The sequence below is a fragment of the Pigmentiphaga sp. H8 genome (assembly GCF_003854895.1).
Lineage (GTDB): Bacteria > Pseudomonadota > Gammaproteobacteria > Burkholderiales > Burkholderiaceae_B > Pigmentiphaga.
This window is the reverse complement of the sequence record NZ_CP033966.1, coordinates 3,260,267-3,282,659: the sequence shown is the minus strand read 5'-3', so window position 1 is coordinate 3,282,659 and position 22,393 is coordinate 3,260,267. Positions and strand designations below refer to the sequence as shown.

Below are 22,393 nucleotides of genomic sequence, written 5' to 3'. Positions count from 1 at the left end.
GGTGCCCTGGGTCTGGGGGCACCTGGAAAAGAAAACGGCCTTGCTTGCGAGCAAGGCCGTTTTCTTTTCCAACTCAGACAGGCGCTTGGCAGTATCGCCAGTCTCCGCCAGCCCGTTGTTACCCCAGGATGCGGTGGATCCGGCTCCGCCGGTCCACCCGCATCGCCCCCTGGGGGGCGCCCGAAGGGCGTAGGGGGGGGCCACCTATGCTACATTGGGCCATGGCGTGTAAATCAATGGCCTGTGGGCGAATGATGACTCTGCGCCTCTCTTCGGGTTCATACGCTTTTCCCGGGCGTGCTGTGCGGGAAAAGGGCATGCGCCCGGCAGTCCCAGCAGACCACGTTGCCCGCCGACGCTTGAAATCCACGTTTACGCCCTCATCCTGATTGCATTCAAATTCGAGGACGAATCATGTCTGCGAGCCAGATACTCCCTCCCGAGCCGATCGAGTTGCCGCTGCTTCCGCTGCGCGACGTGGTCGTATTTCCTCACATGGTCATCCCGCTGTTCGTGGGGAGGCCCAAGTCCATCAAGGCGCTGGAAGCCGCGATGGAAGCCGGCAAGAGCATCATGCTGGTGGCCCAGAAGTCGGCTGCCAAGGATGAACCCTCGGCCGACGACATCTACGAGATCGGCTGCCTGGCCAGCATCCTCCAGATGCTCAAGCTGCCCGACGGCACCGTCAAGGTGCTGGTCGAGGGTGCCCAGCGCGCCCGTATTACCCGCATCGACGACCTGGGCGCGCATTTCGCCTGCGAACTCGTGCCCATCGATCCCGACCGGGGCCAGGGCTCTGAAACCGAGGCCCTGCGGCGCGCGATCGTGTCGCAGTTCGACCAGTACGTCAAACTGAACAAGAAGATCCCGCCCGAGATCCTGACCTCGCTGTCGGGCATCGACGAGCCCGGCCGGCTGGCCGACACCATCGCGGCGCACCTGCCGCTCAAGCTGGAGCAGAAGCAGAAGATGCTCGAGGTGTTCTCCACCTCCGAGCGGCTGGAAGCGCTGCTGGCCCAGCTCGAGACCGAGATCGACATTCTCCAGGTGGAGAAGCGCATCCGCGGCCGGGTCAAGAAGCAGATGGAGAAGAGCCAGCGCGAGTACTACCTGAACGAGCAGGTCAAGGCCATCCAGAAGGAACTGGGCGAAGGCGAGGACGGTGCCGATTTCGAGGAACTCGAAAAGAAGATCATCGCCGCCCACATGCCCAAGGAGGCCAAGAAGAAGGCCGATGCCGAGCTCAAGAAGCTCAAGCTGATGTCGCCCATGTCGGCCGAGGCCACCGTGGTGCGCAACTACATCGACACGCTGGTCGGCCTGCCGTGGAAGAGGAAGAGCAAGGTCAACAATTCCTTGCCGCACGCGGAAGAGGTGCTCAACGACGACCACTACGGCCTCGACAAGGTCAAGGAACGCATCCTTGAATACCTTGCCGTGCAACAGCGCGTGGACAAGGTCAAGGCGCCCATTCTGTGCCTGGTCGGCCCTCCGGGCGTGGGCAAGACCTCGCTCGGCCAGTCGATCGCCAAGGCGACCAACCGCAAGTTCGTGCGGATGGCGCTGGGCGGCGTGCGCGACGAATCCGAGATCCGCGGCCATCGCCGTACCTACATCGGTTCGATGCCGGGCAAGATCCTGCAGAACCTGTCCAAGGTCGGCGCGCGCAATCCGCTCTTCCTGCTCGACGAAGTCGACAAGATGGGCATGGACTTCCGTGGCGACCCGGCGTCGGCGCTGCTCGAGGTGCTGGACCCCGAACAGAACCACACCTTCCAGGACCACTACGTCGAGGTCGATTTCGACCTGTCCGACGTGATGTTCGTGGCGACCAGCAACACGCTGAACATTCCGCCGGCCCTGCTGGACCGGATGGAGGTCATCCGCCTGTCGGGCTACACCGAAGACGAGAAGGTGCACATCGCCATGCAGCATCTGCTGCCCAAGCAGATGAAGAACAACGGGTTGAAGGCCGAGGAGCTCAAGGTCGAGGAATCGGCCCTGCGCGACATCGTGCGCTACTACACCCGTGAAGCGGGCGTGCGCGCGCTGGAACGCGAGGTCAGCAAGATCTGCCGCAAGGTGGTCAAGGGCCTGCTGCTCAAGGGCGACAAGCAACAAGTGGTCGTCACGGCGGACAACCTGAACGACTACCTGGGCGTGCGTCGCTACACCTTCGGCGTGGCCGAGAAGGAAAACCAGATCGGCCAGGTGACCGGACTGGCCTGGACCGAAGTGGGCGGCGACCTGCTGACGATCGAAGTGGCGGTCATGCCGGGCAAGGGCGCCATCCAGCGCACCGGCTCGCTGGGCGACGTCATGAAGGAATCGGTCGAGGCCGCGCGCTCGGTGGTGCGATCGCGCGCTCGCCGGCTGGGTATCGATCACGCGGTGTTCGAGAAGAAGGACATGCACGTGCACGTGCCCGAGGGCGCCACGCCCAAGGACGGTCCGTCGGCGGGCGCGGCGATCACCACGGCCATCGTTTCCTCGTTGACGGGCATCCCCGTGCGCGCCGACGTGGCGATGACGGGCGAGATCACGCTGCGTGGCGAAGTCCTGCCTATCGGCGGCCTGAAGGAGAAGCTGCTGGCCGCGCACCGGGGCGGTATCAAGACCGTGCTGATTCCGGAGGAGAACGCCAAGGACCTGGCGGAGATCCCGGATACGGTCAAGAACCATCTCGATATCGTGCCGGTCCGCTGGATCGATCGGGTGCTCGAACTCGCGCTGGAGCGGCTGCCCGAGGCCTTGCCCGAGGAGGAGGCCGCGAAGGCCGAGGCCAAGGTCGAGGCCCACGTGGCGGCCGAAGGCGGGGCTGCCACGGACCCTGTCATGAAGCACTGATCCCGCGGTCTGGGTCGTGGAAGAGGGCACGCAAGTGCCCTCTTTTTTTTCGTCACATGCGGAAACATCAGGTTTTACGCGGTTTTCCAGCGGGTTTCCCTTGACACGACTTTCTGCCCGAGGATTAAATAGCCGTCTGCGTTTCGTACCGGCAAGAGCAGTTTCGATGCGGTACGTCGCTCTTCGGGGGTGCCCCTTGCGGACTCGCATCGGGACCAAAAATTTTTTCCACAGATAGACCTTGTGAGGGGCCTAATGAACAAGACCGAGCTTATCGACCACATCGCCAAGCAAGCCGACATTTCCAAGGCGGCTGCCGGCCGTTCGCTGGATGCGCTGGTGGGAGCGGTGAAAACGACGCTCAAGAAGGGCGGCACGGTGACGCTGGTCGGTTTCGGCACTTTCGCGGTGAGCGCTCGCGCGGCCCGCACCGGCCGTAACCCGCGTACCGGCGAAGCCATCAAGATCAAGAAGGCCAAGGTGCCGAAGTTCCGTCCGGGCAAGGCGCTGAAAGACGCCGTCAACTAAGGCGTAAGCACTTCGTGACGAGAAACCCTGGTTTGGTGCCAGGGTTTTTTTTCGTCCCCAGGTTTCAGGTCTCAGCGTGTGGACGCACGGCAGCGGGGGGCGGATGCAGGTGCCTGGGCAATCCGCTACAATACGCGCCGAGTCACGGTTCGCAGCCAGAGGGTGCTTAGCTCAGTTGGTAGAGCGGCGCCCTTACAAGGCGTAGGTCACAGGTTCGACCCCTGTAGCACCCACCACTCTGTTGCAGCGTAGACGTGCCGGGATCAAGGGCTTGGAGTCATCCAGGCCCTTTTTCTTTGGGCCGTCGCCGGGACCGCGCCATGCGTTTTTGGGTTTCCGCTATTGACATTCTTTATGCTCATATTTAGCATAAGTCCGGTCGATATTTTTTTATTCAAAAAATGCTCAATATGAGCATAAATAGATGGATGACAGGATGAGCCAGACGCTGCTTCGCACTTTCGATTTCGATTCACCCTCGGCCGCCGGCGGCTCCTGCTCGGTGGGGCAGGCCTGGGCCAAGGTGCCCGAAAGTTTGCCGGGGCAGCGGCGGGACGAACTGAAGGCGCGTATCCGGGCGTTGCTCCAGCGCGAGAACGCGGTGCTGGTCGCGCACTACTACGTGGATGCCGAATTGCAGGAACTGGCAGACGAGACGGGAGGCTGCGTCGCGGACTCGCTGGAGATGGCGCGCTTCGGCCGCGACCATCCTGCCACCACGCTGGTGGTGGCAGGTGTGCGCTTCATGGGGGAAACGGCCAAGATCCTCAGTCCCGAGAAGCGCGTGCTGATGCCGGACCTGGACGCCACCTGCTCGTTGGACCTGGGCTGCCCCCTGGACGACTTCTCGGCCTTCTGCGATGCCCATCCCGACCGCACGGTGGTGGTCTACGCAAACACCAGCGCGGCCGTGAAGGCGCGCGCGGACTGGACCGTCACGTCGGCCATCGCGCTGGATATCGTGGCGGACCTGCACGCTCGCGGGGAAAAGATCCTGTGGGCGCCCGACCGGCACCTGGGCGCCTACATCCAGTCGCAGACCGGGGCCGACATGCTGCTATGGCAGGGGTCGTGCCTGGTGCACGACGAGTTCAAGGGCATCGAGCTCGAATTGCTGCGGGAGGAATATCCGCAGGCCAAGGTGCTGGTGCACCCGGAGTCGCCGCCGGCCGTCGTGGCCCAGGCCGACGTGGTGGGTTCGACCTCGCAGATGATCAAGGCGGCGCGCGAGCTTGACGCCACGCATTTCATCGTGGCCACCGACCAGGGCTTGCTGCACAAGATGCGGCTGGCCGCCCCCGGCAAGGTTTTCATCGCGGCGCCCACGGCGGGCGCAAGTGCGACTTGCAAGAGTTGCGCGCACTGTCCGTGGATGGCCATGAACGGGTTGGAAAACCTGATGGGATGCCTGGAGCAGGGCGCGGGCGAAGTCCTGCTGGAGCCGGCGCTGGGGCGGCAAGCGCGTCGGCCGATCGACCGCATGCTGGATTTCGCCGCCCGCCGCGACTGCCGGGTCAGGGCCAGCGGCGATCTGGCGCGCGACGCCGCGCTGTTTTCCGCGGTCGGGCCGGCGTAGTCCACGCCGGCCGCGGAAGGCATGGAGCCCCAGGCGCCATGCTAGAATCGGCTCGACACTAATGGGTGCCCATTGGCCTTGAGCCTGTGGGCATTTTGCTTGTATGGCCGTCGTGCCGCTGGCATCCGACCGGAGTATTCGCGCATGTTTGACCTCATCCGTAACCATCGCCGCTGGATGCAGTTCGTCCTGCTGCTGCTGATCCTGCCGTCGTTCGTCTTCGTCGGCATACAGGGGTACTCCAGCTTCATGGAAGGCGACAAGTCGCTGGCCAAGGTGGCGGGCGAAACCGTGACGCAGCAGGAGTTCGACGCGGCCTCGCGCAACCGGCTCGACCAGCTGCGCGGCATGATGGGCGCGCAGTTCGATTCGCAGGCCTTTGATACGCCGGCCATGCGCCAGGCGGTGCTGGACGAGATCATCAACACCCGCCTGATCGCGGCCGAGGCCACCAAGAACCATTTCTCGGCCTCCGACGACCAGCTCCGCGCCACCATCCAGGCGATTCCCGCCGTGCAGGAAGACGGCAAGTTCAGCAACGCCCGCTACCGCGACGCGCTGGCCGCCCAGGGCATGACCCCGGTGATGTTCGAGGCCCAGTTGCGCCGCGACCTGGCCCTGCAGCAGGTGCTGGGGCCGGTGGCGCAATCGACCACCATGCCGGACGCCGTCATGGACCGCCTGGTGGCCGCGGCGACCGAGCGTCGCAGCATCCAGACCCTGCGCGTGGCCGCGGCGGACTATCGCGCCAAGGTCAGCGTCAGCGACGACGAGGTGAAAGCCTATTACGAGGCCAATCGCGCCCGCTTCCAGGTGCCGGAACGCGTCGACGCCCAGTACGTGGTGCTGGACCAGGGCGCATCGACCTCCGGCATGACGGTGTCCGAGGACGACATCAAGAACTACTACGAACAGAACAAGGGCCGCTACGGCCAGGAAGAACAGCGCCGGGCCAGCCACATCCTGATCACGGTCGATAGCGGCGCGAGCGAGGCCGTGCGCGAAGAAGCGCGCAAGAAGGCGCAATCCCTGGACGAGCAGGCCAAGGGGCCCAAGGCCGATTTCGCCAAGCTGGCGCGCGAGAACTCGCAGGATCCCGGCTCGGCCACCAAGGGCGGCGACCTGGACTGGTTCGGCCGCGGCATGATGGTCAAGCCTTTCGAGGATGCCGCCTTCGCGCTGAAGGAGGGCGAGGTGTCGGGCGTCGTGACGACCGACTACGGCTTCCACGTCATCAAGCTCACCGGCATCCGTCCGGCCGTGGTCAAGCCCCTGGCCGAAGTCCGCGCCCAGATCGTCGAGGAAATCAAGCAGCAACAGGCTGCTCGCCGTTTCGCCGAGGCCGCCGAGCAGTTCACGAACCTGGTGTACGAGCAAAGCGACACGCTCGACCCCGCGGCCCAGAAGTTCGGCCTGAAGATCCAGGAAGCCCAGGGCGTCACGCGCAGCGGGCTGCAGGGCAACGACGTCATGGGCAATCCCAAGGTGGCGCAGGCTCTGTTCTCGGACGAGGTGCTGCGCGAGAAGCGCAACTCGGGCGTGATCGAACTCGCTCCGAACCGCCTGGCGGCCGTGCGAGTGGTCAAGCATGTGCCGGCATCGGTGCAGCCCCTGGCCGACGTGTCGAGCGGCATCCGCACGCAGCTGACGCAGGACAAGGCGCTCGATCTGGCCCGCGCGGCGGGCGAGGAGCGCCTGAAGGCCCTGCGGGCCAAGGATTCGAGCCAAGGTTTCGGCGCCGCCGTTACCGTGGCGCGCAATGCGCCGCAAGATGTCGCGCCCGCGCTGCTGAACGCGGTCATGAAGGCGCCGGCCGACAAGCTGCCGGCTTTCGTGGGCACGATCGCCGGCGACGACTATGTCATCGCCCGGATCTCCAAGGTCGAGGCCGCGCCCAAGCCCGACGCCGCCGCGATCGCCGGCGAGAAATCGATGATGGAGCGCCGCTGGGCCCAGGCCGAGCAACTGGCCGTGCTACAGACGCTGCGTGAGAAGTACCAGGTCACGGTCTCGCCCGAAGGCACGGCCCTGACCACCGCCGCGCCAGCCGCCGCCGAGCGCTGACGTCGCCGGCCTGCCCCGGGGGCCGGCCGTGTCAGGACTTGCCGGTACCCAGCAGCGGTTCCAGGCGAGGCCAGACGTTGTCCAGCAGGCGCGGCTGCGCCTGCGCCGTGGGATGCAGGCGGTCGGGCTGGAACAGCTCGATGTGCTGGGCGACGCCGTCCAGCAGGAAGGGCAGCAGGGCCGCCTGCTGCTCCTTGGCCACCTTGGAGAACAATTGCTGGAAGCGCTGCGTGTAGTCGCGGCCGTAGTTGGGCGGGATCTGCATGCCCACCAGCAACACGCGCGCGCCAGCCTGGCGCGACGCCTGCACCATCTTGTTCAGGTTCTGCTCGGTCATCTGCAAGGACAGCCCGCGCAGCGCGTCGTTGGAGCCCAGTTCGATCACCACCACGCCCGGCCGATGGCGCGCGAGCAGCGCCGGTAGGCGGCTGACGCCGCCGCTGGTGGTGTCGCCGCTGATGCTGGCATTGACCACGCGGTAGTCGAATTTGCGTTCGCGCAGGCGGGCCTCGAGCAGCGCCACCCATCCCGTTCCGCGCGGCAGGCCGTACTCCGCGGACAGGCTGTCGCCCAGCACCAGCAGGGAAGGCGAGGAACTCGCGGCGGGGGCGGCGGTCTGTGCCAGGGCGGCCGGGACAAGGCCGCACAGCGCGGCCGCGCACAGCGTGCCCGCGAACAGGCGCCGCACGGCGTCGTGCGGGATACGGGCAGCGCCTTGAGGCGGCTGCGACGAGCGAGGCTTTATCATGTCTTTCCTTTCTTCCAGCGATCCAATCATGACGGGACCGACCCGATCCGCCGCGAGCCAGCCCGCGGCCACGCCTGCCGACCAGCCGGCCATCGCTGTGCGATCGCTGACCAAGCGGGTGGCCGATTCGAGCGGCGAGCTCGCCATTCTCGACGCGGTCGATTTTACGGTGGCCTTCGGAGAGACCGTGGCCATCACCGGGAGTTCGGGGTCGGGCAAGTCGACGCTGCTGGGCCTGCTGGCCGGGCTGGACGTGCCGACCTCCGGATCGGTGCACCTGGCCGGCCGCGACCTGTTCGCGCTGGACGAGGACCAGCGGGCCGGCCTGCGGGCGCGCCACGTGGGCTTCGTCTTCCAGTCGTTCCAGTTGCTGCCCCACCTGACCGCGCTCGAGAACGTCATGCTGCCGCTCGAATTGGCGGGCCGCGATGCGCGCGCCGCGGCCACGGCCATGCTGGAGCGGGTGGGCCTGGGCGCGCGCCTGCGCCATTATCCGCGGACCTTGTCGGGCGGGGAGCAGCAGAGGGTGTCCCTGGCGCGGGCCTTCGTGGTGGAGCCGGAGCTGCTGTTCGCCGACGAACCCACGGGCAGCCTGGATTCGGCCACCGGCGAGGCCGTCATCGACCTGATGTTCGAATTGCACCGCGAGCGGGGCACGACCTTGCTGCTGGTCACGCACGATGCGAAGCTGGCGCAGCGCTGCGCACGCCAGTTGGTGGTGGCCGGCGGGCGCCTGGTGCACGATTCGGCCGGCGACGTATCCTGAACTGAACGCCCGCCGCGCGGGTCAGCGTCCGCCGCGATTGCGCAGGTCGCGCGCGGCGGGCGCGATTTCGCTGGCCGTCAGGCCGATCGGGCCGATGCCGCGCGCCACGAGCTCATCGGCGGCGGCGCCGTGTAGCCAGACACCGGCCCGCGCGGCTTCGCCCGTTTCCAGGCCTTGCGCCAGCAGCGCGCCCAACATGCCGGCCAGCACGTCGCCGGTGCCGGCGGTCGCCAGCCCGGCATTGCCGCTGTCATTGATGCTCCAGGCGCCATGCGGCCCGCTCACGATGCTGCCTGCGCCCTTCAGAACCACCCAGGCGCGATAACGCGCGGCCAGTTCGCGGGCGGCCTCGATGCGGTCCGCCTGCACGTCGTCGGTCGAGAGACCCAGCATGCGGGCGGCTTCGCGTGGATGCGGGGTCAGTACCGCGGGGCCGCCGCGGGCCGCCAGGGCGCGGGCCAGGTCGGGCAGCGCGCCCAGCAGGACCAGCGCATCGGCATCCAGCACCATGGGGGCCGAGGCGGGCGCCTCGGCCAGCAGCCGTCCGAGCCAGCGCTCGGCGCCGGCATCGGTGCCCAAGCCGCAGCCCGCGACCCAGCCGCTGACGCCCAGCCGCGCGGCATGATCCAGCAGTCGTTCTGCATCGCGCAGCATGAGCTCGGGATGCTGCGGGTCGCAGGGCAGCGCCAGCGGCGCCGATTCGGCCAGCCCGACCAGGATCTTGCCGGCACCGCCGTACAGGGCCGCGCGGGCGGCCAGCAAGGCCGCGCCGGTCATGCCGGGGGCGCCGGCCAGGATGGCCAGCGTGCCGAAACTGCCCTTATGGCTGTCCTGCTGCCGGGGGCGGAACAGTGCCGCGCAGTCGGCCTGCCGCACGAGCAGGCCGCCGTGGGGCCGCTGGGCATGGCGGGCGATGCCGGCCTCCAGTTCCAGGTCGGCGACGCTGACCGTGCCGGCATGATCGCGGCCGGCACGCGTGTGGAGTCCGGGCTTGTCGGCGATGAAGGTCAGGGTGTGGCGGGCCACGACGGTGCCCGGCTGCGCGCCGCCGGTGTCGGTGTCGAGTCCGCTGGGAGCATCCAGCGCCAGGATAGGCGATCCCTGCCGCGCGGCCCAGGCCGCCCATCGCTGCGCGGTCTCGGGCAGGGGGCGCGAGAGCCCGATGCCGAACAACGCATCGACGATCAGCGTGCGCGACGGATCGGGCAGGTCGCGGGCATCGGGTTCGCCAGCCTGCAACAGGCCCGCGGGCAATTCCTGCCAGGCCTGTTCGGCGTCGGGCGGCCGCTTGCCGGCCGACAGCGCCCAGACGCGGACCTGGCGGCCGGCCTGGTGCAGCAGCGCGGCCAGCATCAAACCGTCGCCGCCATTGTTGCCGGGGCCGCACAGCAGGTCGATCGCGTGCCCGGGCCAGCGTTCGGCGATGAGTGCGGCCGCCGCGCCGGCGGCTCGCCGCATAAGGGTGTGGGGCGGCAGCGCGGCCTGCGCCTCGCGTTCGATCAGCCTGATGGCGGGGGTGCGCAGCAGCCGGTGCGGGTAGGGATCCATGCGCTAATTCTTGCGCGCGTAGCGGCCGATGTCCAACCCGTCCAGTTCGATCTCCGGCGTCCGGCCGGCGACCAGGTCGGCGACGATGCGCCCCGTGCCCGCCGCCATGCTCCATCCCTGCGAACCGTGGCCGACGTTCAGGTACAGCCCGGGCAGCCGGGTGGCGCCGAGTACCGGCGGGCCGTCCGGCGTCATGGGCCGGGTGCCGGCCCACCAGGTCGCGCGCGAGAAATCCAGCATGCCCGGCATCCAGTCCTGAGCCGCCTTGACCAGCGTGCGCAGGGCCTTGTCGCGCAGGGCCGGGCCGCGCCAGCCCAGCTCGGCCGTGCCGGCGACGCGCAGGCGCTGGCCGAGCGGCGTTACCGTCACGCGATAGGTTTCGTCCACGAAGGCGCGGCGCGGACCGATGACGTCGTTGCGCAGGGGGAGGTTGGCGGCATAGCCCCGCACCGGGTAGACCGGCACGCGCACGCCCAGCCGGCCCAGCCACTCCCCGGCGTCGCTGCCCGAGGCCACGACAACCGCCTGCGCCGATAGCGTGCGGCCATCCTGCAGGCGCACGCCGGCGACGATGCCGCCGGCGTTCTGCACGGGCTGGGCGACGGTGTTGAACACGAACTCGACGCCACGCCGTTCGCATTCGGCCGCCAGCAGCCGGGCGAACAGCGGGCAGTTGCCCGACTCGTCGTCCGGATAGTGGATGGCGCCTGCCAGCGGCGTGCCGACGTGGACGGCGTCCTGCAGGTGGACGTCCATCGCCGTGGCTTCCTCCGGGCTCAGCAACTGGTGGGCGATGCCGCTTTCCTGGAGGATCTGGCGGGTGGCCAGCGTCGCGTCCACGTCGCGCTGGGTGCGCAGCAACTGCAGGTAGCCGATGCGGCGTTCGTACTCGAAGCCGTATTCTTCGCGCAGCGCGGCCAGTTGGGCGCGGCTGTAGCGGGCCACGCGCTGCATCGTGCGCTTGTTGGCGGCATAGCGTTCCGCCCGGCACTGGCCCAGCCACTTCACCAGCCATTTCCACAGCGCCGGGTCCAGCGAGGCGCGCAGCGCCACCGGCGCCTCGCTCTTGAACAGATGGGCCAGCACGCGGGCGGGCATGCCCGGGGCGGCCCACGGGGCCGCGTAGTCGGCGGCCAGGATGCCCGCGTTGCCGAAGCTCGATTCCTGGGCGACGCCGCTGCGGCGGTCGACGACGGTTACCTGCATGCCGTGCCGGTTGAGCCAATAGGCGGTGCACACACCGACGATGCCGGCACCGATCACAATCACACGCATGGGGTCTGGTCGCTTCTTCTGGTCGAGCCCGTTTTCCCGCCGGGACGCGAGGGCATTCCGGGGAACGGGCACCGGATTTTAAGCGGGGAGGGCGGGTATTCGCTCGTGGTTTTTCCCGATCCCCCGGTACGAAGTAAAATCACGGCTAGTCACGCGCTTTTCTCGCGTTTTCTCCCTCCTTTCCTCGGCTTCCAGCTCGCTTATCGTGGCCTCCATCCTGCGCCTCTCCGGCCCCCTCGCCCTTTCCTCGTTCCGCCGCGACCGCCTGTTGCGCCGCCTCCAGGCCCTGAATGCCTCGGTGGCGGATGTCTCGGCCCGGTTCGTGCATTTCGTCGCCGTCGAGGGCGACCTGGCCGCCGATGACCGCCAGCGTCTGGAGGGCCTGCTGCGCTACGGCGATCCGGCCCCCGAGGCCCAGCAAGGGCTGGAACTGCTGGTCGTGCCGCGCCTGGGCACGGTTTCGCCCTGGGCCAGCAAGGCCACCGACATCGCCCACAACTGCGGGCTGGCGCAGGTGCGCAGGATAGAACGGGCCGTCGCGTACACGGTGGTCCCGAAGCGGGGCCTGCTGGGCGGCGCCAAGTCGCTGTCGGCGGACGACCTGGCCGCGCTGGCCGGCGCGTTGCACGACCGCATGACCGAGACCGTGGTCGACGGCGCCTTCGACGGCGCCCCGCTGTTCGCGACCCTGGCCGGCAAGCCCATGCAGACCGTGCCCCTGCTGGCCGAGGGCGCGCCGGCGCTGGTGGCGGCCAACCGCAGCATGGGACTGGCGCTGTCCGACGACGAGATCGACTACCTGGTCGAGGCCTTCAACGGCCTCGGGCGGAACCCGACCGACGTGGAACTGATGATGTTCGCCCAGGCCAACAGCGAACATTGCCGCCACAAGATCTTCAACGCCCAGTGGGTCATCGACGGCCAGCCGCAGTCCGAGACCCTGTTCGGCATGATCCGTGCCACGCACAAGGCGCAGCCGGAAGGCACCGTGGTGGCCTATTCCGACAACGCCGCCGTCATGGCCGGGGGCGGGGCGGAGCGCTTCCATGTGCAGCCCGGTACCGAAGGCCAGGTGTACGGCCGCCGCGAAGCGACGGTCCACACCTTGATGAAGGTCGAGACGCACAACCACCCCACGGCCATTTCGCCTTTCCCTGGCGCTTCGACCGGCGCGGGCGGCGAAATACGCGACGAGGGCGCGACCGGTCGAGGCTCCAAGCCCAAGGCGGGCCTGACCGGCTTCACGGTGTCGCACCTGCGTTTCGACGACGCCCTCGAGCCCTGGGAACACGACGGCCACGGCGCACCCGACCGCATCGCCTCGCCCCTGTCCATCATGATCGAAGGCCCCATAGGCGGTGCCGCGTTCAACAATGAATTCGGCCGGCCCAACCTGCTGGGCTATTTCCGGACCTTCGAGCAGACGGCGGGCGGCGTGCGCTGGGGCTACCACAAGCCCATCATGATCGCCGGCGGCCTGGGCAGCATCGACGACGGCCTGACCCACAAGAACGACCTGCCGCCCGGTTCGCTGCTGATCCAGCTGGGCGGGCCCGGCATGCGCATCGGCATGGGCGGCGGTGCCGCCTCCAGCATGGGCGTGGGCAGCAATACCGCCGACCTGGATTTCGATTCCGTCCAGCGCGGCAACCCCGAGATCGAGCGCCGCGCGCAGGAGGTCATCGACCGCTGCTGGCAGCTTGGTGCCGACAATCCCATCCAGTCCATCCACGACGTGGGCGCGGGCGGCCTCTCGAATGCCTTCCCCGAACTGGTGGACGGCGCCGGGCGCGGCGCCATATTCGACCTGCGCAACGTCCAGCTCGAAGAGTCGGGCCTGTCGCCGGCCGAGATCTGGTGCAATGAGTCGCAGGAGCGCTACGTGCTGGCCATCCTGCCGCAGGACCTCGAGCGCTTCGACGCGCTGGCACGCCGCGAGCGCTGCCCCTATGCCGTCGTGGGCGTGGCCACCGAGCAGCGCCAGTTGCGCGTGGTCGATGGCGAGGGCTTCGCGGCGGGCGATGTCGCCGCCGCCGACTGGGCCCGGACCTCGCGTCCAGTGGACGTGCCGGTCGACGTCATCCTGGGCAAGCCCCCACGCATGGAGCGCGACGTCGCGCGCCAGTCCGGCGCCGGCGAATCCATGGACGTGGTCGGCCTGGAGCTGGACGACGTGGCCCTGCGCGTGCTGCGCCATCCCACGGTCGCCAACAAGACCTTCCTGATCACCATCGGCGACCGCACGGTGGGCGGCTTGTCCTCGCGCGACCAGATGGTCGGGCCGTGGCAGGTGCCGGTGGCCGACTGCGCGGTCACGCTGGCTGACTACAGCGGCACGCGCGGCGAAGCGATGGCCATGGGCGAGCGCACTCCGCTGGCCGTCATCGACGCCCCGGCCTCGGGCCGCATGGCCGTGGCCGAAGCCATCACCAACCTGGTGGCGGCGCCCGTGGTCCGGATCGAAGACGTCAAGATGTCCGCCAACTGGATGGCCGCCTGCGGCGAGCCCGGCCAGGACGCGGCGCTGTACGACACCGTCAGCGCGGTCAGCGCGCTGTGCCAGCGCGTCGGGCTGTCCATTCCCGTGGGCAAGGATTCCCTGTCCATGCGCACGGCCTGGGACGAGAACGGCGAACAGCGCCGCGTGGTGGCGCCGGTGTCTCTTATCGTCACCGCCTTCGCGCCGGTGGACGACGTGCGCAAGACCCTTACGCCGCAATTGCGCACCGACCAGGGCGACACGACCCTGATCCTGGTCGACCTGGGGCGCGGCAAGCACCGCCTGGGCGGTTCCGTACTGGCCCAGGTCATCGGCCAGGTCGGCCAGCAGGCCCCCGACATCGACGTCCCCGACGACCTGCGTGCCTTCTTCGCCGCGATCCGTACCCTGGCCGACAGCGGCGTGATCCTGGCCTACCATGACCGTTCCGACGGCGGCCTGTTCGCCACGCTGTGCGAAATGGCCTTCGCCGGCCATACCGGCCTGTCGATCAACCTGGACATGCTGACCCTGGATCCGTATGCCGCGGATTGGGGCGACTTCAAGATCCGGCCGGAACAGGTCGCCGTGCAGCGCGACGAACTGACCGTCAAGGCGCTGTTCTCGGAAGAGGCGGGTGCCGTCATCCAGGTGCCCGCCGCCAGCCGCGATGCCGTGATGGAAGTGCTGCGCGGCGCCGGCCTGTCGGCCCACTCGCACGTGATCGGCGAACCCAACGACCGCGACGAGATCGAGTTCTACCGCGATGCCCGCAAGATCTGGGGCAAGCCGCGTGCCGAACTCGGCAAGGCCTGGAGCGAGGTCAGCCGCCGCATCATGGCGCTGCGCGACAATCCCGACTGCGCGCAGGCCGAGTTCGACCTGTGGGACGACGTCGCCGACCCTGGCCTGTCGCCCAAGGTCGATTTCGATCCGCAGGAAGACATTGCCGCCCCCATGATCGCCACCGGCGCGCGTCCGCGCATGGCCATCCTGCGCGAGCAGGGCTGCAACAGCCAGGTCGAGATGGCCTATGCCTTCGACCGTGCCGGTTTCGAGTCGTGGGACGTGCACATGACCGACCTGCTGAGCGGACGCATCGACCTGTCCAGCTTCAAGGGGCTGGTCGCCGTCGGCGGCTTCAGCTACGGCGACGTGCTGGGCGCCGGCGAGGGCTGGGCCAAGACCATTCAGTACAACGCGGTGCTGGCCGACATGTTCGCGGCCTACTTCGGCCGCGGCGACACCTTCGCGCTGGGCGTGTGCAACGGCTGCCAGATGCTGGCAGCGCTGGCGCCCATGATTCCGGGGGCCCAGGACTGGCCGCGCTTCACGCGCAATCGGTCGGAAAAATTCGAGGCCCGCTTCTCGCTGGTCGAGATCCCCGAGTCGCCGTCCATCTTCTTCGACGGCATGGCCGGCTCGCGCATGCCCATCGCCGTTTCCCACGGCGAAGGCTATGCCGACTTCTCGCAGCAGGGCAAGGCCGACGCGGCGCTGGCCGCCATGCGCTTCGTCGATCACGCCGGCAAGCCGACCGAGGCCTATCCCTACAACCCCAATGGCAGCGCCGGCGGCCTGGCCGGCGTCACCACGGCGGACGGCCGCTTCACCGCCCTGATGCCGCACCCCGAGCGGGTGTTCCGCAACGTGCAGATGTCGTGGAGTCCGGCTTCGTGGGGCGAGCGCGACAGCGGCGGCGAGTTCTCGCCGTGGATGCGCATGTTCCGCAACGCGCGCCGTTGGACCGCTTGAGCCCGCGAGGCAAATAAAAACCCCGGGCAGGACCCGGGGTGCGAGGGCCGGCAGCCTGGGCTGCCGACATAAGGGGCCGCCTAGCGGCCTTTTTTCTTAGAAGCGGTGTTGCAGACCGACGGCGAGCTGACGGTAGGTCATGTCGCGGTTTTCGTCGAAGTTGCGCACGTCGTTGTCGGCGAAGAACGCATACAGGTTGGTCCGCTTGGACAGGTCGTAGGTATAGCCGACGGCCCAGCCGTTCACCTTGGACTTGGTGGCCTTTTGCCAGGCGGCGTACAGCTTGCCGGGGCCGATCGGGGCGCTGGCACCGATGGTGTAGGCGCTGTCGCTGGAGAACTGGCCGCCGTTGGCGACGACGCCGTTGTAGCCGTTCAGGAAGGCCGGGGTGATGTTGTTGGCCTTGGCATAGCCGGCGTGCAGGGCGACGACGCCGAAGTCATACGACGCACCCAGGGTCAGGTTGCGGAAGGTCTTGGTGCCAGGCAGCGGCGATTCCACTTGCTGATAGGTCAACACACCCTTGATCGGGCCGTTGTCGTACTTCAGGCCGGCGTCGATCATGCGGTTGTTTTTGCCGCTTCCCGGGGCCTCGCTTTCGCCGTTCGGGCTGGCGAAGGCATTGAAGCTGTAGCCAACACCGGCCTGGACGCCGTAGAACGACGGGCTGTAGTAGTAGACCGAATTGTTGACCCGGCCGCCGCCCATGACGGCGTCGTTATAGGCGAAGGTGCTGCCGATGCTGGCGGTGCTGAAGCTCAGGCCGAAGGGGTTGGCAACGCCGGCGGCCCACATGAAGGCCAGGTTGGTGGTGCGGCCCAGGGTCAGGCGGCCGGCTTGGGCGCTTTCGAGACCGACGTAGGCATAGCGGCCGAACAGGCGGCCGTGGGTCTGCTGACCGTTATCCACCGTGAAGCCGTTTTCCAGGGTGAAGATGGCCTTCAGGCCGTTGCCCAAGTCTTCCGAACCGCGCATGCCGAAACGGGATTGGCTCATCAGGCCACTATCGATGCCCTTGACGGACTGACCGTCGCGCTTGGCGTAGTTGAAGCCCGCATCGACCAGGCCGTACAGCGTAACGGAGCTCTGTGCATGAGCGGTGCCGGCAAAGCCTGCCAGCAGGGCGGTCGCGAGTAGGGTTTTTTTCATTTACTTGGTCTCCAGCTGAAAAACATTCGACAAGTTGGCTGACGTCCCGGCGGGGTCGGTGCAGGACCGGCTCCTTCGGCGCGCCGCCGCCGTCTGATTCCCGATTTCCAGGCGTTGCTGCTTAGGCTGCGAAGAAATCTGAAGAAATTTCACCAGAAAGGATTAAGAGTGCCAACTGTTAAATCTGATGCGATATTCAGAGATGTTGCGATTCTGTCGAAACCAATTGGTCTTATCGGTGTTCGCGCAACAGGAAACGATTGGTGTTACATCCAGCAACGTAAGAGACACGGCGAGAGTTACCACGGTCGACTAGGCAAAAAAGAACCCCGCACAAGGCGGGGTTCATGCTTGGTCGCACCGGGGCCGAAGCCCCGTAGAGACCGGCTCAGGCCGGTATCAAGTGCTTAGAAGCGGTGCTGCAGGCCCACGGCGAACTGACGGGCGTCCAGGCTCTTGTTGGCCGTCCAGTCATGCACTTCGTTTTGCGAGAAGTACGTGTACAGGTTGGTGCGCTTGGACAGATCGTAGCTGTAGCCCAGAGCGAAGCCCTTGACCTTCGACTGCGTGGCCTTCTGGTAAGCAGCGTAGGCCTTGCCAGGTCCCAACGGAGCGCTCAGACCCAGAGTCCAGGCGTTGTCCTTGGTGAAGTTGGCGGACGTGGCGCCGCTGGTGTAGCCACCGTAGGCAGCGGTGTTGTTCCAGGTACCCGGGTTGCGGATGCCCTTGGCGTTGGCGTAGCCGCCGTAGACAGCCACGACGCCGAAGTCATAGTTCACGCCCAGGGTCAGGTTCTTGAACTTGCCGTTGTTCGCGGTCAGTTGCGACGGGTTCAGGTACTGGTACGTGATGACGGCTTTCAGGGGGCCGTTTTCATACTTCAGGCCCAGGTCCAGCAGGCGGTCGTTGTTCTTGCCCTTGGCGACTTCGGTGTCGGGGTTCGACTGGAAGCTGTAACCGATGGCGCCCTGGAAGCCCGAGAACTTCGGCGAGTAGTAGTAGATCGAGTTGTTCACGCGACCGGCACCCAGTTCGGCGTCGTTGTAGCCGAAGGTGCTGCCGACGGTGGACTGGCCGAAGCTCAGGCCGAACGGGTTGGCGATGCCAGCGGCCCACATGAAGCCCAGGTTGGTGGTACGGCCCAGGGTCACGCGACCAGCAGAGGCGCTTTCCACGCCGACGAAGGCATAACGGCCGAACAGACGGCCTTGGGTTTGCTGGCCGTTGTCAACGTTGAAACCGTTTTCCAGAGTGAAAATGGCCTTCAGACCACCGCCGATGTCTTCCGAACCACGGATACCCCAGCGCGACTGGCCCATCAGGCCGCTGTCGATGCCCATGCGGCTGTCGTTGCCTTCGATCTTGCTGTAGTTGAAGCCAGCGTCAACCAAACCGTACAGCGTGACGTTGCTTTGCGCTTGAGCGGCACCTGCGAAGCCAGCCAGCAGCGCGGCGGCAAGAAGGGTCTTCTTCATTTAAATAGGTCTCCAGCGGAGTGAGTAACTCGATAAGCCGAAGGGACACGCCGGAAGACAGCATTGCTGCCGCTTTCCCCCAAGACTAGCCCCCCGTCTTGCTTACGATTTCTACGCGATGTACTTGCTGTGAAGAAATCTCGATGGATTTCACCAGAAAGCCCCTGGAGTGCCAATAGTTAATTCCCTTGCAATAAAGATGTGTTGTGCTTTGCTCTAAGGTTTTGTTACCTAATTGCAACCTTGAGGCTGTGGGAACCTGCGAATCCCTTGATCTGCCGGGGGTAAAGCAAGAAAAACGCCCCGCAACTCAGGCCTGTACGGGCTGGTTTGGCGGGGCGTCAGGTTCAACCCAGGGAAACCCTGATTGTTGAAAATTTAATTATCGGGACTGTATTTTTTGTTGGTTGAATCCAACAAACTTATTGGATCTTGGCCTTTTCGCGCAGGCTGGTCTGGAAATCACGCAGCTTGGTCTGGCGCAGGGATTCCTCGATTTGCGGGCGCAGTTGCTCCAGCGGCGGGAATTGGACCGGGCGCACGTCGTCCAGTCGGATCACGTGCCAGCCGAACTGCGTCTGCACCGGCGCCTCGGTGGTCTGGCCCTTCTGCAGGGCGGCCAGCGCGTCGGCGAACGGCTTGACGTAGGTGCTGGAGGGCGCCCAGTCCAGGCTGCCGCCGTTGGCGGCCGAGCCGGGGTCCTTGGATTGCTTGGCCAGATCCTCGAACTTCGCTCCTTTCTTCAACTGGGCGATGATGTCCTTGGCCTGGGCCTCGTTTTCGACCAGGATGTGGCGGGCCTGGTATTCCTTGTCGCCCTGGGCGCTCTTGACGCGGTCGTACTCGGCCTGGATGTCTTGCGGCGAGACCGGGTTCTTGGCCAGGAAGTCATTGAACAGCCCGCGGATCAGCACGCTCTGGCGGGTCAGGTCGATTTCGGCCTGGACCTCGGGCTGCTTGGCGACGCCGCGCTTGTCGGCTTCCTGAAGGAAGATTTCGCGGTTGATCAGTTCTTCCCGGATCTGCTCGCGCAGCTGGGGAGAGTCGGGCTGGCCCTGCTTGGTCAGCAGCTTGACGAATTGGTCCACGCGCGACGAGGGGATGGCCTTGCCGTTGACCACGGCGGCATTCTGCGCAAAAACCGGAGCGGCCAGGGTCAGCGCGGCAGCCATCATCAAAACACGCTTCATGTATGGAAGTCCTTGAAGGTAGAGGGGGAGTGAGGTCGGTTGAAAAGACCGGGCTCAAGAGGTTGGTGCGGAGTCTTCTTCTGGTGTCAGCGCCTGGAGCGCCAGCGCATGGATGTGCGCAGGCATCAAGTCTGCCAATCGATCATACACCAGCCTATGCCGCGCTACCCGGTTGAGCCCCGCGAAACGGGGCGAAACAATGCGTAGCCGGAAGTGTCCGGCGCCGCCGGCCGCGCCGGCATGGCCGGCATGCAGATGGGAGTCGTCCTGCACGTCCAGCGTGACGGGATCGAGCTCCGACAGGCGCTCGCGGATCCATGCCATGCGGTCGGTGTTCATGAGCGCTCGGCTCCTGCGTCGGCCTCTTTCTTGGCGATGTCGGTGGCCGAGACTTCCTGGGCGGGCTTCATGTGGCGGCCGAGATAGAGCGATTGCAGAACGACGAACACCAGCAGCAGTCCGAAGATGCCGAATACCTTGAAGCTGACCCAGGTTTCGGTGGGCCAGTTGTAGGCGACGTACAGGTTCAGGCCGCCTACCGCGGCGAAGAACGTCACCCAGGCAAGATTGAGCCGGCTCCAGACCGCTTCGGGCAGCTGGATCTGCGCGCCCAGCATGCTGCGCAGGAAGTTGCGCCTGAACAGCCACTGGCCGCCGCCCAGTACCGCCGCGAACAGCCAGTAGAGCACCGTGGGTTTCCATTTGATGAAGACTTCGTCGTGCAGGAACAGCGTCGCGCCCCCGAACACCACGATGATGGTCAGGTTGATCCAGTGCATGGGCTCGATCTTCCTGCGCCGCACCAGCAGCCAGACGATCTGCAGCACGCTGGCCGCCATGGCCACGCCCGTCGCGACATAGATGTCGGCGAACTTGTATGCGGCAAAGAAGAGAACAAGCGGGAAAAGATCGAAAAGTAATTTCATCGAATCGTCGAGAAGAAAATGCGCCAGAGTGGGACAAGAAAACCGTCCCACCGTTCTCCAAAGCTTACCAGCAGCCCCCCGGGGGGCGCCGGGCTACAGCGGTTCGAACTTCAGCGAGACCGAATTGATGCAATAGCGCAGCCCCGTCGGGGGTGGGCCATCCTCGAAGACGTGGCCCAGGTGGGCGTCGCAGACATTGCACAGGATCTCGGTGCGGACCATGCCATGGGTGGTGTCGAGTTCTTCGCGCACGTTGTCGGGGTCCAGGGGGGCGAAGTAGCTGGGCCAGCCGCAGGCCGAGTCGAACTTGGTGTCCGAGGCGAACAGCGGCGTGCCGCAGGCCACGCAGCGGTAGATGCCGGGTTCGCGATGATCCCAGTACTGGCCGGTGAACGCGCGCTCGGTCGCTTTCTCGCGCGCCACGGCGTATTGCATGGGCGTGAGCAGGGTGCGCCATTCGGCATCGGATTTCGTGACTTTGGGCCGGTCGGACATGGTCTACCTCATGAAGAACAACTGACTTGCAGTGCGCCCGCCCAGTCGGGCGGCACGCGGGCGTAGCTTTCGTGGCCGGGTTGTTCGGTATAGGGATCGCGCAACAGCCGCATCAGCCGGTCGATTTCGCCGGAGTCCCGTTCCTTCGCGGCGCGGATCGCCAGCTCGGCCAGGTGGTTGCGCAGTACGTACAGCGGATTGACGCGGTTCATGGCCGCGGCGCGTTCGGCGTCGGGCCGCCCGTCCTGCGCGAGGCGGGTGCGATAGGCGGCGAGCCAGGCGCCGGCGGCGTCGCGGTCGGCATACAGGTCCTCGAAGGTCTCGACGCCCGGGGCCGCCGGCGTGCCGTCGACGCTGGCCACGCTGGCCAGGCGCCGGAAGCTCAGGGTGAAGTCGGCGCGGTTCTGGTGCATGACGGACCACAGGCCGTTCAGGAGTTCTTCGTCGCCGGCCTGCCATTGCGCCAGGCCCAGCTTGGCGGCCATCCGGTGGTGGAAGGCGGCCAGGAAGGCGCTTTCATAGCCGGCCAGCACGGCCCGCAGGGCGTCTTCGTCCTGCACCAGCGGCATCAGCGCGCCTGCCAGGCGGTACAGGTTCCAGTGGCCGACGGCGGGTTGGGCATCCCAGGCGTAGCGCCCGGCCGTGTCAGAATGGTTGCAGACGTGGTGGGCGTCGAAGCCGTCCATGAATCCATAGGGACCGTAGTCCAGCGTCAGCCCCAGGATGGACATGTTGTCGGTGTTCATGACGCCATGGCAGAAGCCCACGGCCTGCCAGTCCGCCATCAGCGCGGCGGTCTTGCGCGTGACCGCCGCCAGCATCCGCAGGTAGGGACCGGCGTCGGTGTCGGCGACACCGGCCGGGGCCGGGCGGCAATCGGGATAGAAGCGGTCGACCACATAGTCGGCCAGGGTGCGCAGCAGGTCGGGGCGCTGGCGGCTGGCCCAGTGCTCGAACGAGCCGAAGCGCACGAAGCTGGGCGCCATGCGGGTGACGATGGAAGCGGTTTCGACCGTCTCGCGGATGACGGGATCGTCGGAGGCGACCAGCGCCAGCGCACGCGTGGTCGGTATGCCCAGGCCATGCATGGCTTCCGAGGCGAGATACTCGCGCACCGACGAACGCAGCACGGCCTTGCCGTCGCCCATGCGTGAATAGGGCGTCAGGCCCGATCCCTTGAGCTGCAGTTCCCAATTGCCGTCGGGGCCGGCCACTTCGCCCAGCAGCAGCGCGCGGCCGTCGCCCAGTTGCCCGGCCCAGACGCCGAACTGATGGCCGCTGTAGACGGCGGCCAGCGGCGCACCGCCCGGCAGCGGGCTGGCGCCCGAGAACACGGACAGGAACTCGGGCGTGGCCAAGGCTTCGGGCGCGAGGCCGATCAGCGCGGCGGCCTCGGGGTTGGCATGCACCAGCCAGGGGTCGTCCAGGGGCTGGGGCGATACCCGTGAATAGAACGCGTCCGGCAAGGCGGCGAACGAGTTGTCGGTACGCAGGGACTGGAGAGTGCTGGCGAGCTTCACGACGTTGGAACAGTGATTGGCGGTCCGGCCTCACGCCGGGTATCAATCAAGG

Annotated in this window: 16 protein-coding genes and 1 tRNA gene; 7 read left to right on the top strand and 10 right to left on the bottom strand. The window is 66.6% G+C overall.

Annotated features, from left to right (window positions below; genetic code table 11):
- Positions 1-414: 414 nt before the first annotated feature.
- From lon to EGT29_RS15500, 5 genes are all read left to right on the top strand, one after another.
- Positions 415-2,847: an endopeptidase La gene (gene lon / locus EGT29_RS15520; RefSeq protein ID WP_124689829.1), complete on the top strand. Its 2,433-nt coding sequence runs from the start codon at positions 415-417 to the stop codon at positions 2,845-2,847.
- A 189-nt stretch (positions 2,848-3,036) separates the two neighbouring features.
- Positions 3,037-3,375, top strand: a complete 339-nt coding sequence (locus EGT29_RS15515) for an HU family DNA-binding protein (protein WP_165404624.1) — start codon at positions 3,037-3,039, stop codon at positions 3,373-3,375.
- A gap of 160 nt (positions 3,376-3,535) precedes the next feature.
- A tRNA-Val gene (locus EGT29_RS15510) sits at positions 3,536-3,611 on the top strand.
- 200 nt (positions 3,612-3,811) lie between these two features.
- Positions 3,812-4,951 (top strand): quinolinate synthase NadA, encoded by a 1,140-nt coding sequence (gene nadA / locus EGT29_RS15505; protein WP_124692379.1) that lies wholly within the window; start codon positions 3,812-3,814, stop codon positions 4,949-4,951.
- Between the two features lie 144 nt (positions 4,952-5,095).
- Entirely contained in the window at positions 5,096-7,015 is a 1,920-nt protein-coding gene (locus EGT29_RS15500) for a SurA N-terminal domain-containing protein (RefSeq protein WP_124689828.1), read from the top strand.
- A gap of 31 nt (positions 7,016-7,046) precedes the next feature.
- Here the strand turns inward: EGT29_RS15500 and EGT29_RS15495 are convergent, their stop codons facing one another.
- Positions 7,047-7,763 (bottom strand): arylesterase, encoded by a 717-nt coding sequence (locus tag EGT29_RS15495; RefSeq protein ID WP_124689827.1) that lies wholly within the window; start codon positions 7,761-7,763, stop codon positions 7,047-7,049.
- A 28-nt stretch (positions 7,764-7,791) separates the two neighbouring features.
- Between EGT29_RS15495 and EGT29_RS15490 the strand changes: the two genes are divergently transcribed.
- Positions 7,792-8,529 (top strand): ABC transporter ATP-binding protein, encoded by a 738-nt coding sequence (locus tag EGT29_RS15490; RefSeq protein ID WP_124689826.1) that lies wholly within the window; start codon positions 7,792-7,794, stop codon positions 8,527-8,529.
- A gap of 21 nt (positions 8,530-8,550) precedes the next feature.
- Here the strand turns inward: EGT29_RS15490 and EGT29_RS15485 are convergent, their stop codons facing one another.
- Together EGT29_RS15485 and EGT29_RS15480 are read right to left on the bottom strand one after the other, a co-directional pair.
- Positions 8,551-10,077: an NAD(P)H-hydrate dehydratase gene (locus tag EGT29_RS15485; RefSeq protein ID WP_124689825.1), complete on the bottom strand. Its 1,527-nt coding sequence runs from the start codon at positions 10,075-10,077 to the stop codon at positions 8,551-8,553.
- Positions 10,078-10,080: 3 nt separating this feature from the next.
- Positions 10,081-11,424 (bottom strand): D-amino acid dehydrogenase, encoded by a 1,344-nt coding sequence (locus EGT29_RS15480; RefSeq protein WP_370282386.1) that lies wholly within the window; start codon positions 11,422-11,424, stop codon positions 10,081-10,083.
- Positions 11,425-11,557: 133 nt separating this feature from the next.
- On the opposite strand from EGT29_RS15480, the gene purL reads away from it, so the two are divergent.
- On the top strand, positions 11,558-15,586 hold the full coding sequence (gene purL, locus EGT29_RS15475) for a phosphoribosylformylglycinamidine synthase (RefSeq protein ID WP_124689823.1): 4,029 nt from the start codon (positions 11,558-11,560) through the stop codon (positions 15,584-15,586).
- A gap of 96 nt (positions 15,587-15,682) precedes the next feature.
- On the opposite strand, the gene EGT29_RS15470 is transcribed toward purL, so the two are convergent.
- The 7 genes from EGT29_RS15470 to EGT29_RS15440 form a co-directional block, all read right to left on the bottom strand.
- Positions 15,683-16,735: a porin gene (locus EGT29_RS15470; protein ID WP_124689822.1), complete on the bottom strand. Its 1,053-nt coding sequence runs from the start codon at positions 16,733-16,735 to the stop codon at positions 15,683-15,685.
- Positions 16,736-17,142: 407 nt separating this feature from the next.
- Positions 17,143-18,210 (bottom strand): porin, encoded by a 1,068-nt coding sequence (locus EGT29_RS15465; protein WP_124689821.1) that lies wholly within the window; start codon positions 18,208-18,210, stop codon positions 17,143-17,145.
- 422 nt (positions 18,211-18,632) lie between these two features.
- Positions 18,633-19,400 (bottom strand): peptidylprolyl isomerase, encoded by a 768-nt coding sequence (locus EGT29_RS15460; protein ID WP_124689820.1) that lies wholly within the window; start codon positions 19,398-19,400, stop codon positions 18,633-18,635.
- A 54-nt stretch (positions 19,401-19,454) separates the two neighbouring features.
- Complete coding sequence (locus EGT29_RS15455; protein WP_124689819.1) at positions 19,455-19,739, bottom strand: BolA family transcriptional regulator; 285 nt, start codon at positions 19,737-19,739, stop codon at positions 19,455-19,457.
- A complete protein-coding gene (locus tag EGT29_RS15450) occupies positions 19,736-20,326 on the bottom strand; it encodes a septation protein A (RefSeq protein ID WP_124689818.1) in 591 nt (196 codons plus the stop codon). Before EGT29_RS15450 ends, EGT29_RS15455 begins: the two co-directional genes overlap by 4 nt.
- Before the next feature lie 93 nt (positions 20,327-20,419).
- Complete coding sequence (gene msrB, locus EGT29_RS15445) at positions 20,420-20,821, bottom strand: peptide-methionine (R)-S-oxide reductase MsrB (protein ID WP_087840631.1); 402 nt, start codon at positions 20,819-20,821, stop codon at positions 20,420-20,422.
- 8 nt (positions 20,822-20,829) lie between these two features.
- Positions 20,830-22,341: a YdiU family protein gene (locus tag EGT29_RS15440; protein WP_124689817.1), complete on the bottom strand. Its 1,512-nt coding sequence runs from the start codon at positions 22,339-22,341 to the stop codon at positions 20,830-20,832.
- Positions 22,342-22,393 lie beyond the last annotated feature (52 nt).